Raw genomic sequence first — 13,073 nt, 5'->3', positions numbered from 1 at the left:
TATGATTTGATCTGTAATAGTGACTTCTAAGTATGGTGGCTAATGAACAATTGTAACTTCTTAAGAGCATTGGGTATTTGGGGTATTTACCAATACGCAACGACTAATAAGGCTGTGAATACTGAGCAATTAGGTATTCCTAAATCGGTGTTTAATAACCCGATGAACCTTATCCCCGTAAGTGAAGTGGACAAATGGTATGGCTTGCTTGAACAACAAACCGATGATTCCGATATTATCTTGAAGCTGGCTGATAGAGTGGATATTGAAAGGCTAGGCCCTCTCTCTAACTGGTTTTTCTCGGGGCACGATCTGGCGTCGTCCATACGCCGAGTGAACATCGGATTGCACTGTTTGCAGTCTGGGGCTTTCCTATATGGTGCTCAAGTCGGTAATTTCATCAAATGGTGCTACGACAATCCTGCTTATACTGAGGTGGGTAAAGTTCATGACTCAATTCGAGTTGCCATCTTTATGATGAAGATATTAAGGCGTTACTTGGGAGATGACTTTACTCCCGCAGCTGTCTCTATCGCAGGTTATCGCGAGAACACTCAACTCTATCAAGAGTATTTTGGGTGCAATATTCAGTGGGGCCAGCCACGAACTGAAATTTGGATACCAAGCCAGTCGAGGTTATCGAGCAATCAAGCCCCTTCGAACGGCAAGATGAGCTTGGCCATGAATTTTCATGACTTAGATAATTACCTCAACATGCCGGATGCCGCGGATGAGCATAAGGTGACCTATGAGATGATCAATTACAGTCGCCATTTCGGCCTGCCAACGCTGCATAAAGTGTCGAGTTTGCTTGGGTTATCTGAACAGCAATTTCAACGTCGATTGCATAACTTAGGCATCAACTTTTCTACCATTATGGGCTATGCGTTAAGTAACGTGGCGGTGGAGTTGTTGATGTATTCAGTGCCAATAAAAGAAGTCGCGACGAGGCTCGGCTATACCAATGTCGCGAGCTTTAATCGGATGTTTAAGAAACATCGAGGTTTGACCCCCAAGCAATATGTTGAGCGCTTAAAAACCGGCCTGTAACTATACAGAGCTAACTTATGGTTCGTTTATGGATCAGGCTGGACAAGTAAACCACAGCCCAAGTACTCAAAATGAAAGGGGCGGTGAGTGGTAACAGTGACAGTTCATGAAAACCGAGTGTGATGTGGCAGCTTAACAGCATGCCTAATAGGATTAACGGCCAAGGGACTCGTGGATAGAGCACAAGTGCTAGAGTAGCAAGGATGGCGTTGTACCCGTAAAGACCTTGGGCTACCAGTTCGTTAGAAACGCCAATCAAACCGCTAAATACGGTGCTAATTATTACTGCGAGCACAACCCAAATGGCATGCTTGATATTGTTGAGTGCGATGGCAAACAATATAACTAGCCCCGACAACGCATTTTCTATGAAGCTGACTTGGCTTATCCCTTTTAACAACGGGGTCACCACTGTCGGCAGGTTGAACCATGAGCTAGCCTCAATACTGATGAGTGGCATCAGTGCGGAATCAGTTGCATAAAACGCTGATAGCTCAAAGGCTGATTGGATAATATAAATCAACCAAGTGGTGAGGATAAAGGCGCTAGTGTAACCGCGATATTTCTTAAAACTGAATACGATGTGGGCAATCGGCACCGTGACTAATGCACCTAACACAGTCACTAAAGCCAATAATGGTGTCACACCAAAAAAGTTACCGATAAATAAACCAATCAAAGCCCCATTTAGCGCGTACATTCCACTATCAATGTCGTCAACTGACTTGTTGGTGTTGGTGTTGGTGTTGGTGTTGGTGTTGGTGTTGGTGTACATATAGCCATAGAAGGCCAATGCAAAGCTGCAACTAGCGCCAAGCAAGGTAAGAAAAGCCAGTGCAAGTGACTCAATAGAAATGGCAAGCAACAGCAAAGTCGACGTCATGACAGACTGTGTGAAATAGACTTGCCCAATGCCATTGAGCAAGCCTTGAAATGGCAGAATATCCTTGTTCGTTTTCATCGTCTGATTACATTATTGAGTCATGTTAAATTTTTGTAAGTCAGATTGTATACAATTTTATCAAGTTCACCATCTTCGAGTGTTAATTCTGATACCAACGTTCACCATAAGCTTGTTGGTAATCTGGTGTTTCAATGATGCCTTCTTGTTCTGGAACGGTTTCTAAAGGCCCAACAATCGTTCGATAAGGCAATACGCCAGCCCATACTGGAATGTCCATATCGGCTTTATCATCATTCACTCCATGTTTACCAATCTTCACGGAGGCTTCCGTCAAAGGGATCGCCAATAACTCGGTTGCGGTGAGTTCTTTTTCATTACTGAGCCTGACTTCATCGGTTCTGCCCGGCGCGATTTGCTCAATAAAGATATTCAACAAGCGATCCTTTTCTTGGTTGTCATCGATGACTGAAAATGACCCCAACACCACAGCAGAACGATAATGCGCGCTGTGATGAAATGCCGAACGAGCCAACACCCAACCATCGAACAAGGTGAACGTTAAACAGGTTGGTTCTCCCTTTTTTAGCCCTTTTAGTAGGCGACTGTTTTTAGCTCCATGAATGTAGACCATATCATCCACTCGCCACGCGAGCATCGGGATGATCATTGGTCCTTGTTCGCCTTGCAATGCAATGTGTGCGATTAAGCTCTCATCAATAATTTGGTGCAGTTTCTCTTGTTCAAATACAGCTTTGTGAGCCCCTTTTTTAATCGTGGTTCTTTTCGTGTTAGATAACATAATCGCTCCTTAATCATTGCCTTTTGATTAATGTAGCGATTAACTGGTCTATTAAATAGAGCCACTTTTAAACACTATTTGGATCCAGTTATGCAGCCTATTGATGTCGGTGACCTACAGTTAGATGAACAACACGACACGCGTCAAACCGCATTGTTCCACGCGATAAGAGAGAAGATCGTTCAAGATTTATGGAGCAAGGGCAGTAAGTTGCCTTCAACACGTAAGTTGGCCGTCGAGTTATCGGTGAGTCGAAATACTGTGATTTATGCGTATGAACAACTGGTCACTGAAGGCTATATCGAGAGTAAGCAAGGCTCAGGGTTTTATGTCTCGGTTGAACAACCAGAACACTTTCTAAGTTTGTCTAAGCCAAACAGTATTCAGGATGCGAAGGTTAAACAAACAGTCAGTCAACCGAGTGCAAACATAGCGACACCTAACGATATTAACCGCAGTTTTGCCCCCGGAGTCCCAGACTTAGATACGTTCCCTTTTGCTAAATGGCAGAGGTTGCTGCAACGCCACTCTACACGCCAGAACATTGCGGGCAATCAAGAGGTTCAGGGAAGCTTAGCATTGAGAGAAGCTTTGAGTGGGTATCTTGCAAGCAGTCGTTCAGTTCATTGTAGTGCGGATAGAATCATCATCACCGCAGGTGCTCAGCAAGCCATCTCAATTGGTTTGATGGCAACGTTAGCGATGGGCGACAAAATCCTCGTGGAAGAACCCGGTTATCGACAAGTGCATAAAATTATCGATCTGTTGAGACTAGAGCTGGATGGTGTGAGTGTGCGTGAAAAGGTGGGGCTAGATATTGAAAAAGTGTTGTCCAGTAACGCTAAGGCTCTGTATGTCACACCGAGTAATCAATACCCAATGGGCACGACTTTAAATACTGAGCAACGCCTTAAACTGATCGATTGGGCCAATCAACATCAGTCATGGATCATTGAAGATGACTACGACAGTGAGTTCCAGTTTGCTCATCGCCCTTATACCAGCATGCAAGGTTTGGCGGGTAAGTTGGGATTCGATGATCGCATCATCTATGTCGGCTCTCTGAGTAAGGTGATGTTCAATGGCCTTCGATTAGGGTACTTAGTGGTGCCAGAAAGTCTGGTGGCGAAGTGTCTTGAGATCAAAGACGCGTTAACGGGAGACACGGCATCCCACACACAGGAAGCTTTGGCGGATTTTGTTCGAGAAGGCGACTTGCTGCGTCATATTAGAAAGATGCGTCGGTCATACAAACTCAAGTATGAAGCCATGATAGAAGCGATTGAAAGCGAGTTTCATGGCGATCTTGAAGTGATCAGTCAGGCGGCAGGGTTACATGTGACCGTGAAGTGGTATCAAGGTATATCTGAACATGAGTGGAGCCACAGAGCAGAGCTTGAAAATATCATCATTCGTCCGTTTGATTTTTATGAATATGGATCAAGTGATGCTCGTGATTGGAGTGGGGCGGTGTTGGGGTTTGGAAATATCCGTTTGGCTGAGATAAAGCCGAAGATCAAACAGATCGCTCGGCTTTTCTATCAGTGATATTGGTAGGTATCGTTTACAGCTTGTCGACAGAAACGGTGGGTTTACCCAACCACTTTCGCCAAGGGAGTGACAATGTCACAAAAATAGTCACGGCATAGAGCATCGACCAACTTAAGCAGATAAACACCAAGGTACAGATGACTAGCGAGAGCATGGCTGTGTATCTAGATGCGCCTGTCAGTAATCGGCAAGCGGCTAACATCGCGAGCAGATAAACCAGAACAAAAATACCGTTGGCGAGCTTGAGAAAGAACTCAAGGTCTAAATTAGACAGCTCACCAATCACACACGAAATAAGCACGACAAAGCCAATTGCTAACGTTGGGTAGAGCGGCACGCCGCGGCTGTTCAGTTGAGCCATTCGACTTGCAGGGCTGTGTTGGCGGGCCTGAGCCCAGATCATCCGAGACAGGCTTTGTGTGTAAAGGTTTAGGCTGGCAAAGCAAGCAAAGAACCCCAGCACGCTGATGACGGTTTTGAAGCCATTACCAAACAGTTGTTCTGTTACCCAAGGGATGGATGCGGCATCGAATTCAGATGAACCGAAAGCACCCAGCTTAAGAATCACTACTGAACAAGCCCAATACACTAGCCCCGCAACAAAACAGCCTGCAATGATGGCGATTGGGAAGTCACGTTGTGGATTTTTGAATTCCTCTCCCATGTGAGCAAAAGCTTCTATTCCGACAAAGCACCAAAACATCACCGCTAAGGCTGCGCCAATCGACCACATCGAATCGGACGTCATGGTCGGAACTGCGATGTCAGCTGCAGTGATGTCGGCTTTCCAAACAAAGGCGCTAACCAAGGCAAAAATCGACAAGGCAATCACCGTTTGCAAGCGACCAGAAGACTTACTGCCCATCAAATTGACGGCAATAAGCAGAGCGACGGTAAAGGACTGAGCGCCAAGTGGTGTGTCGAGTGGTGCTGGCAATAGTTGTTGTGCAAAACCTCCAGCCAATGCAATCGCAGCCGGAATACCGACAGGAATCACACTCACAAACAACCAAGCCACGCTGGTTTCTAATCGCTCGCTAAATGCCTGGCGCACAAAATAGGCCGTGCCACCTGCATTGGGGTAGCGTTTTCCTAATGCGGCAAAGGTTAGTGCAATCGGGCAAATAGCGATAAACAGGATTAACCACGCGAGTAGTGATAACTGTCCTGCAATGCCTGCTGCGATCGCAGGGATCATAAATAATCCAGTGCCTAGCAAGGTAGTCGAGAGTTGTCCGATTCCTGAAATAAGCGTGATTTCTTGTTTGAGTTGTGTCATTCGCTCTCCTAGCTATTGGCTTATTATATCGGCCTTCTTGTGCCTGTCTTCTGATGTATGGGTGATGCTATGAATGAGAGCATACATTGTCGACATCAATAATACAGCTAGCGAAACGTCTTAAGACACCGTCAATTTAACGGTTTTAATTTGATTAAGCGTGAAAGTGTCGGCTGTCATAATGGTTGTTATAAGTAGGAAAGTTGTGTCAAATTAGGCGTTATAAATAGAACAATAAATGGAAAGAATCAGAAGCATGGATAAATTTGATCGCCAAATTTTGGATATTCTCAAAACCAATGCACGATGCTCAGTGAGCGATATCGCCCGAGATGTCAGTCTTTCGCGTTCGGCGGTGAATGCCAGAATCAAGAAACTGGAAAGCGACAAAGTGATTACGGGTTATTGTGCTAAAGTGGCAAAGCCCAACCAAACGAAGAATGTGTGCGCTTACATCTTGTTGAAGTTCGACATGTCGAGCAGCGACCATAGTTGTGAGTCTTACGCGACACGAATCCAGAGTATTGATGAGGTGCAATGGTGCCACTCTATTAGCGGTGAGACTGACATGATGCTTTATGTTGAAGTTGAAAGCATGGAGCGTTTGAACCAAATTCGCGACCAGCTGCAAAGCTACCCAGAGCTTCGACACCTTATGACTCATACTGTCTTGACGGAATTTTTCAACAAACAGAATGCGACGGTGCATTCATGTTAGGTAATATCAACTTAAACCTACTGCGCTCTCTGCACGTGCTTCTTGAAGAGTGTCATGTCAGTCGAACAGCTCAGCGTTTGCACATCACGCAGTCGGCGGTGAGCCGTCAACTGGCTCAGCTTAGAGATCTATGTGGCGATCCTTTGCTGGTTCGTGATGGCAACAAACTGGTTCCGACTAACCGTGCTTTGTTGCTCAAAGGCAAACTCGATGACTTGCTTGGAGAGTTCGACCACCTTTTAGACGATAAACCCTTTGAACCGCAAGACTGGCAGGGTGAACTGGTATTGTCTTCGAGTGATTATGTGGCTCAGTATATTCTTCCTGTTATTGTTGCAGAGGTGTCCGCCGAAGCCCCGAACATTAATTTGGCCTTCCGTTTGTGGCAGCCAAATTACCTTGAAGCTCTGAACGAGTCGGGTATTCATTTGGCTTCCAGTATGTTTCCCACAAAGCCAGAACATGTATCAAGCATTAAGCTTGGTGAAGATAAATCGGTGTGTTTGATGCGCAAGTCGCATCCTTTAGCCCACCAATCGGCTTTGAGTGCAGAAGATATCGTCAGCTACTCTCACATCAAAGTGACGGGTGGTGGAGATAAAGACAGCTACGCGGACATAGCATTGAAGAAGCAAGGGCTGAAGCGAAGAGTAGCTTTGCAGGTCCCGTTCTTTTCATCCGCAGGTACTGTGTTAATGCAAGACGACTACTTGATGATCGTGCCAGAACATATCGCCTATAACCTAGGTCGACACCTCGATACTACCTACTTTTCGTTGCCATTTGATACGGAAATGCATACCTATTGGTTAATGTGGCACCCTAAATATGACAACGACTCTGCCCACAAATGGGCGCGAGAAAAAGCATTCCAAGCCATGCAAAAGTCGAGTTACAATATCAGTATGATTTGAAATCATAGGTGTAATGATAACCTTTGATTTCAAATGATATGTTCTGCGGATTATGGTAAGTGCCAAGTATTGAGTATTAAGCGTAGAGCGTGCAGCTGGAACGCTTTATTTTATTAGGAATGGAATGATGACAGTAACAATTTGGTTTTCTTTATTAGCGATTTGCTTGTTGGGTGCAATGTCTCCGGGCCCAAGCTTGGCGATGATCGCTAAACACAGTTTGGCTGGTGGACGTATGAACGGGCTTATCGCAGCTTGGTCACACGCTGCTGGCATCGGTATTTATGCGTTCGCAACCATTGTTGGTTTAGCTGTTGTGCTTGAGCAATCCCCAATGTTGTTTAAAGGTATTAGTTTAGCGGGTGCTGCTTATCTGCTTTATCTCGGCGTAAACGCGTTGCGTTCGAAAGGTGGTGTTGCCGCGAAATTAGAAGCAGGTGAGAAGATGAGTTACATGCAGTCTGCTCGTGAGGCTTTCTTGATCTCTATCTTGAGCCCAAAGATCGCGTTGTTCTTCATCGCTCTGTTTAGCCAATTTGTTGCGCTAGGTAATGAACTGACCAATCAGGTTATCATTGTCTCAACACCGCTGATTGTCGACGGTCTTTGGTACACCTTTATCACCTTGGTACTGTCTAGCCCGTTGATTGTTGAACGTATTCGCTCGAAAGCTCAGTTGATTGATCGACTATCTGGCGTGGTGTTGATCTTGCTTGCTGTTCGCGTGGTGTGGACGATATAGCAGTGCGTGATAAGAATAAGTAACTAGGGTCTGTTAACTTTTAGTGGTTAAATTTTGTTCGAGATAGAATCGTTTTAGGCGCGGCAAGGAGTATGTAGCCTAGTCATTCTAAGTTAATACTTCTTAACAAAGCATAAAACGATTCTAGCCGAACCCTTCGGGCAGCCTTTGTGGTTCATTTCTACTGCGTTATCGGCTTCTCATATAGGCTAGCTACACTTCAAAGCCTCTGCCTTGTAGAAATTTCCCACAAAGTGCTGCAAAAATCAGCTCTAAAGGTCAACAGACCCTAGACGTTCACCAGAAACGACACTCATTAAAAAGGCTCACTAGAGGTTATCTAGTGAGCCTTTTTGAGTTCTATGGATTGGTTTCGAAAGGCTTGAGCGTATTAGCCTTCAGAGTTCAGCACGGCATCTAACTTCGCCATCGAGTCTGAGAAGTAGGGGTTGTAGGTCAAACGCGCATGGTTCTTCCCTTCTTCACGATAGCCCCAAGCTGAATACCAAACCTCACTGGTTGCGTTACATTGTTCTTCAAAGCCTTCTGCCTGACCATTGGAGCAAATCTTCTCGCTACCATTGATTCCGTAATAAGGGTTATTTGGTGAGAACAGTAAGCCCATGTGAGAGCCGTTCGAGATACGTTGCTCTGGAATTTTCATGCTGTACTGAACAGCGCGAGGATCCTCGAGAGTCGTCTCTCCTTGCCAAACCAACACATTGTTTGGATTCGGCATTGATTCAGTAAAGGCTTGCTGAACGTAGTTGGTATCAATCACGCTGTCGCCTTCACTCATCATAATAAATACGGGCTTGTCGAAGTGTTTATCTTGTAAGTCATCACGTACGACTTCTGATGTCTCGTAGTAAACCGAGGCTCCGTTCATTGGCAACGAGTTGTAACGCAACACATTGTCTTCAGGATCTTGATCAGCCCAAGTGACAAAGTAGCTTGCTAGCCCTGCGTATTGAACAGCAGACGAGCTTGGTTGAAACGCAGGAGAGAACAACAGTAACCCAGAGATCTTAGGATCGTTCATCGCCTGTGAAGTCACGAGGTTCGCGCCGGTTGAATAGCCGCCTAGCCAAACAGAATCATACTCTTGCTCAAGTAACTTCGTATGATGAGCTACCACACCTTGCCAATCTTCTAGGCTCGGCTGCATTAAATCACCCACGCGACTGCCGTGACCCGGAAGTAATACGGTTCTCACTAAGTAACCTTGCTCTGCCAAATGCGTAGCGATGTCTTTAAATGAATAAGGTGAGTCGCCTAATCCATGAACCAATAACACCGCCTTACCGTTTGGCGAGGTTGGTTGATACTCGGTTGGTGAATTGAGTTGGATCTCGAGTTGCTTGTCTTCCGTCATGAACACACGGTTTTTCAATAACCAATCTTGGGTGTCATTAACGTAGGCATCGAAGCTGTCTTGCTGATAGCTAGGTAAGTCTGGAGATGTTTCGTAAGCGGGTATCGGTGTCTCGTTGGAACAACCAACGAGACTTAAAGTCGTTAAGGCCAGCAGTGCTAGCAGGGGCTTTCTTTGCATTATGTAATTTTGTCTCTGTTGTGCTTTCACTATGTCTGAAACTAAAGTTTAGGTTACTTTTTGCTTGAAAGATCTTCGTATTCACCTTCAATAACACCGGCATCATTGGTTGATGACTGACGAGTGTTCATATGTGCTGCGAAACCTTGTTTCTTCATTTGATTCTGAATGCGCTTGCCAGTAATTAAAGCTGCAATAGCTAAAGGAATAGCAAGGATCAAGCTTGTGAATAACGCCAAAAGGCCAGTAAACAATGCAACAATCGTAACTAATATATTTTTCATATTCATTCCTCTTTTTCTATGTTGTTACTTTATCGCTTCTATTCTGAACGAAACATGAACGTCGTTAATAAATCTCAGAGAGTCACTATGACACGGATGTGTGCTGTTAGGGAGTTTATATGTAGTCATAATCACGCACTAAAAATATGGAATAAAACTAAGTTAAATAAAATCAATAATTTAAAGGTTGGCACGCTTAATGCTCTATAGGGTTTGGAATAAGTCACTGTAAGCAAAGTACTTACAGTTAATAAAAATTACTGGAGCCCTTATATGTTTTGTATTCAATGTGAACAAACAATTCAAACCCCAACCGTAAAAGGCTGTTCTTTCGCACAAGGCATGTGTGGAAAAACGTCTGAAGTATCCGACCTTCAAGACGTGTTGGTGCATTCTCTTCAAGGTGTTTCTTTTTGGGCCAATTTGGGCCGTGCGTGTGATGTTATTGATACTGAAATCGACGAGTGGGCGCCAAAAGCGTTTTTCGCAACATTAACCAACGTTAACTTCGACCCTGCTCGTATCATTGAATTTGCACAGCAATCTCATGAATTTAAGCAGCGCTTAGAACAACAGGTTCGCGCGGCAGCGACATTGATTGGTTTTGAGATCCCAGCGCTTTCTGCTGCTGCTCAATTCGACCTTCCAACGGACTCTTCAGAGCTATTGGCGCTTGCCCCTCAAGCGGCGGTAAACCGTGGTCACGACTCTCAACACGAAGATGTGATTGGTCTTCGCCTTCTTTGTCTTTACGGGCTAAAAGGTGCAGCAGCTTACATGGAGCACGCACGTGTTCTTGGTCAAACTGACAATGCTATCTTTGCTGAATACCATGAAATCATGGCTTTCCTAGGTACGGATCCATCAGACCTAAAACAACTGTTAGATACGTCTATGCAGATTGGCTTGATGAACTACAAAGTCATGGAAATGCTGGATAAAGGCGAGACAGATACCTTCGGTCACCCTCAACCAACAACTGTGAATGTGAAGACGAAGCAAGGTCACTGTATCCTTGTTTCTGGTCACGACCTGCATGATCTAGAAAAGATCCTTCAACAAACGGAAGGCAAGGGCATTAACGTTTACACCAACGGTGAGATGCTACCTGCACACGGCTACCCTGAACTGAACAAATATCCACACCTTGCGGGTAACTACGGTAGTGCTTGGCAGAACCAGCAAAAAGAATTTGCGAACTTCCCAGGTGCGATCGTAATGACATCGAACTGTCTGCTTAATCCTGATGTGGGCTCATACGCTGACCGCCTATTTACGCGTAGCATCGTAGGCTGGCCGGGTGTTGCTCACCTTGAAGGTGACGATTTCAGTGCAGTAATTGATTGTGCTCTTGCGCAAGAAGGCTTCAAGCATGACGAGATCGAGCAAATGATCACTGTCGGCTTTGGTCGTAATGCTTTGATGGAAGCTGCGCCTGCGGTTGTTGAACAAGTGAAAGAAGGCAACATCAAGCACTTCTTCCTTGTGGGTGGTTGTGATGGCGACAAATCTGAACGTAGCTACTACACAGATTTCACAGCTCAAGCACCAGAAGATTCAGTAATCCTGACATTGGCGTGTGGTAAATTCCGTTTCAACAAAAACCAATTCGGTGACATTAACGGTATTCCACGTCTGCTCGATGTTGGTCAATGTAACGATGCTTACTCAGCGATTCAGCTTGCTCTTGCGCTGTCGCAAGAGTTTGATTGTGGCATCAACGAACTACCGCTAACACTGGTTCTTTCTTGGTTCGAGCAAAAAGCGATCGTTATCCTGCTTACTTTGTTCGCTCTGGGTGTGAAAGGCATTTACACTGGTCCAACTGCACCTGCATTCCTAACAGAAAACTTACTAAAGATTATTCAAGATGAGTTCGATATGCGTTCTATCACAACGCCAGATCAAGATCTTAAAACAATCTTAGCAGCTTAATTTAAGCCAACCTGAAGCCTCGTTGTTGTGACGTTTTTAATAAAACAGTCAACGGCGGGGCTTTTTAGATTTAAATCTTTAGTCATCAGCAAGGTGCGTGAACTATGTATGCATGGTCGGATAGCGATTCAATCAATTTAGTGTGTTTAAAGAAATGGCACGAGACGCCAGATACGGTCAGCTTTGAGCTTGGTAGTATTCCACAAGACTTACATTTTAATTTTAAGCCAGGGCAATTTATTACTCTGGGTTTGGATATGCCGACGAAAACGGATTACCGTGCCTATTCTGTGGCCTCTTGCCCGGAAGATAACCGCCTGAAGTTGACGGTAAAGCGTGTGGAAGGTGGTTTGGTTTCGAACTTTATTGTTGATGAACTTGACGAAGGTGATGAGGTTTCAGTATTGAAACCTGCAGGTGTGTTTAACTGTATTGATTGCATGCCAACGGCGACGAAAAAAGTAACGCTAGTGAGTGCGGGCTGCGGCATCACACCTGTGATGGCGATGGCAAAATACTGGCTCGCTCAAGGTAGTGACATCGAGATAGATTTCGTTCACATGGCACGTAACAAGCTTGAGACTATCTATTTTGAAGAGCTTCATAAAATGGATGAAGCGCACGCGAACTTCAATTTAAGATTACTTCTGAAAGACAGTGAGGGAACAACAGCTCCTCAAGGTCGTTTAGATAAGAACTGGTTGGTAAAACTGAGCCCAGATATCTTAGACAGAACTGTTTACTTGTGTGGGCCTGTCGGTTTTATGCAAGACATAGAAAGTTACCTGAAAGAACTAGAGTTCAACATGGAAAACTTCTATCAGGAAAGTTTTACGCCAGCAACTCAAAGCAATAATTCACTAGCTAATAGCAATACTGCCTCAGCAGAATCACAAGCAGAAGGGTCTGCGGATTCGAATGGGACTGTTAAGGTATTTGTACCTGCGTTTGGCGCAGAAGTTGAAGCGGAAGCGGGCACACCATTGGCGGATTCATTAGAAAAAGCAGGCGTTCCAATTATTATCGCTTGTCGTAGTGGGATCTGTGGTTCTTGCAAATGCAAAGTGACCAAAGGGTCTGTTGAATCAAGCAGTCAAGAAACATTGACGCCAGAACAGATTGAACAGGGGTACGTGCTTGCATGTTCAAGCTCGATTCAGTCAGATGTTGAGGTTGAGTTATAACAGAAGTGAAGCTGTGCAAGAGTGATGAAGACAAGGTCTTGCAATAGCGATAAAAGCTAGGGCGCTAGATGTAAAAAGGCCACCTAGATCCGTTAGAGAGAGCAGATCTAAGTGGCAACCCTCTTGTTTATACGGGGGAGTAAAACAAAAGGGGTTGC

12 protein-coding genes are annotated in these 13,073 nt (G+C 44.9%); 7 read left to right on the top strand and 5 right to left on the bottom strand.

Features of this window, described 5'->3' with window-relative positions; genetic code table 11:
- The first annotated feature begins 42 nt into the window (after positions 1–42).
- Entirely contained in the window at positions 43–1,050 is a 1,008-nt protein-coding gene (locus ACED45_RS06705) for an AraC family transcriptional regulator (RefSeq protein WP_371713573.1), read from the top strand.
- Positions 1,051–1,060: 10 nt separating this feature from the next.
- Here ACED45_RS06705 and ACED45_RS06700 read toward each other — a convergent pair whose 3' ends face one another.
- Together ACED45_RS06700 and ACED45_RS06695 are read right to left on the bottom strand one after the other, a co-directional pair.
- Positions 1,061–2,011, bottom strand: coding sequence for an urea transporter (locus tag ACED45_RS06700; protein ID WP_371713572.1), 951 nt, complete (start codon positions 2,009–2,011; stop codon positions 1,061–1,063).
- Between the two features lie 82 nt (positions 2,012–2,093).
- On the bottom strand, positions 2,094–2,753 hold the full coding sequence (locus tag ACED45_RS06695) for a pyridoxamine 5'-phosphate oxidase family protein (RefSeq protein ID WP_371713571.1): 660 nt from the start codon (positions 2,751–2,753) through the stop codon (positions 2,094–2,096).
- Between the two features lie 90 nt (positions 2,754–2,843).
- Here ACED45_RS06695 and pdxR point away from each other — a divergent pair, with 90 nt between their 5' ends.
- A complete protein-coding gene (pdxR, locus tag ACED45_RS06690; protein ID WP_371713570.1) occupies positions 2,844–4,301 on the top strand; it encodes a MocR-like pyridoxine biosynthesis transcription factor PdxR in 1,458 nt (485 codons plus the stop codon).
- Positions 4,302–4,317: 16 nt separating this feature from the next.
- Here the strand turns inward: pdxR and yjeH are convergent, their stop codons facing one another.
- Positions 4,318–5,583, bottom strand: coding sequence for an L-methionine/branched-chain amino acid transporter (yjeH, locus tag ACED45_RS06685; protein WP_371713569.1), 1,266 nt, complete (start codon positions 5,581–5,583; stop codon positions 4,318–4,320).
- Positions 5,584–5,839: 256 nt separating this feature from the next.
- Here yjeH and ACED45_RS06680 point away from each other — a divergent pair, with 256 nt between their 5' ends.
- From ACED45_RS06680 to ACED45_RS06670, 3 genes are all read left to right on the top strand, one after another.
- Entirely contained in the window at positions 5,840–6,301 is a 462-nt protein-coding gene (locus ACED45_RS06680) for an Lrp/AsnC family transcriptional regulator (protein WP_371713600.1), read from the top strand.
- Positions 6,295–7,215 carry a LysR family transcriptional regulator gene (locus ACED45_RS06675; RefSeq protein WP_371713568.1) on the top strand — a complete coding sequence of 307 codons (921 nt, stop codon included), beginning with the start codon at positions 6,295–6,297 and terminating at the stop codon, positions 7,213–7,215. Before ACED45_RS06680 ends, ACED45_RS06675 begins: the two co-directional genes overlap by 7 nt.
- Positions 7,216–7,342: 127 nt before the next feature.
- A complete protein-coding gene (locus tag ACED45_RS06670) occupies positions 7,343–7,957 on the top strand; it encodes a LysE family translocator (RefSeq protein WP_017061779.1) in 615 nt (204 codons plus the stop codon).
- A 391-nt stretch (positions 7,958–8,348) separates the two neighbouring features.
- Here ACED45_RS06670 and ACED45_RS06665 read toward each other — a convergent pair whose 3' ends face one another.
- Both ACED45_RS06665 and ACED45_RS06660 read right to left on the bottom strand, forming a co-directional pair.
- Positions 8,349–9,512, bottom strand: coding sequence for an alpha/beta hydrolase (locus ACED45_RS06665; RefSeq protein ID WP_048617008.1), 1,164 nt, complete (start codon positions 9,510–9,512; stop codon positions 8,349–8,351).
- A 53-nt stretch (positions 9,513–9,565) separates the two neighbouring features.
- Positions 9,566–9,796, bottom strand: coding sequence for a hypothetical protein (locus ACED45_RS06660; protein WP_017061777.1), 231 nt, complete (start codon positions 9,794–9,796; stop codon positions 9,566–9,568).
- 273 nt (positions 9,797–10,069) lie between these two features.
- On the opposite strand from ACED45_RS06660, the gene hcp reads away from it, so the two are divergent.
- Both hcp and ACED45_RS06650 read left to right on the top strand, forming a co-directional pair.
- The gene (gene hcp / locus ACED45_RS06655) at positions 10,070–11,731 is read left to right on the top strand and encodes a hydroxylamine reductase (RefSeq protein WP_371713567.1); all 1,662 of its coding nucleotides are present in this window, start codon (positions 10,070–10,072) and stop codon (positions 11,729–11,731) included.
- 104 nt (positions 11,732–11,835) lie between these two features.
- Positions 11,836–12,915 (top strand): 2Fe-2S iron-sulfur cluster-binding protein, encoded by a 1,080-nt coding sequence (locus ACED45_RS06650; RefSeq protein WP_371713566.1) that lies wholly within the window; start codon positions 11,836–11,838, stop codon positions 12,913–12,915.
- Positions 12,916–13,073 lie beyond the last annotated feature (158 nt).

This window comes from Vibrio crassostreae (genome assembly GCF_041439375.1).
GTDB classification, from domain to species: Bacteria; Pseudomonadota; Gammaproteobacteria; order Enterobacterales; family Vibrionaceae; genus Vibrio; species Vibrio crassostreae_D.
This window is presented reverse-complemented; position numbering and strand designations above follow the sequence as displayed.

Excerpts from the sequence above, each read along its gene's own strand:
- ACED45_RS06680 (WP_371713600.1), top strand. The coding sequence starts at position 5,840 with ATGGATAAATTTGATCGCCAAATTTTGGATATTCTCAAAACCAATGCA.
- ACED45_RS06700 (WP_371713572.1), bottom strand. The coding sequence starts at position 2,011 with ATGAAAACGAACAAGGATATTCTGCCATTTCAAGGCTTGCTCAATGGC.
- ACED45_RS06650 (WP_371713566.1), top strand. The coding sequence starts at position 11,836 with ATGTATGCATGGTCGGATAGCGATTCAATCAATTTAGTGTGTTTAAAG.
- hcp (WP_371713567.1), top strand. The coding sequence starts at position 10,070 with ATGTTTTGTATTCAATGTGAACAAACAATTCAAACCCCAACCGTAAAA.
- ACED45_RS06695 (WP_371713571.1), bottom strand. The coding sequence starts at position 2,753 with ATGTTATCTAACACGAAAAGAACCACGATTAAAAAAGGGGCTCACAAA.
- ACED45_RS06705 (WP_371713573.1), top strand. The coding sequence starts at position 43 with ATGAACAATTGTAACTTCTTAAGAGCATTGGGTATTTGGGGTATTTAC.
- ACED45_RS06675 (WP_371713568.1), top strand. The coding sequence starts at position 6,295 with ATGTTAGGTAATATCAACTTAAACCTACTGCGCTCTCTGCACGTGCTT.
- ACED45_RS06660 (WP_017061777.1), bottom strand. The coding sequence starts at position 9,796 with ATGAAAAATATATTAGTTACGATTGTTGCATTGTTTACTGGCCTTTTG.
- pdxR (WP_371713570.1), top strand. The coding sequence starts at position 2,844 with ATGCAGCCTATTGATGTCGGTGACCTACAGTTAGATGAACAACACGAC.
- ACED45_RS06670 (WP_017061779.1), top strand. The coding sequence starts at position 7,343 with ATGACAGTAACAATTTGGTTTTCTTTATTAGCGATTTGCTTGTTGGGT.
- ACED45_RS06665 (WP_048617008.1), bottom strand. The coding sequence starts at position 9,512 with ATGCAAAGAAAGCCCCTGCTAGCACTGCTGGCCTTAACGACTTTAAGT.
- yjeH (WP_371713569.1), bottom strand. The coding sequence starts at position 5,583 with ATGACACAACTCAAACAAGAAATCACGCTTATTTCAGGAATCGGACAA.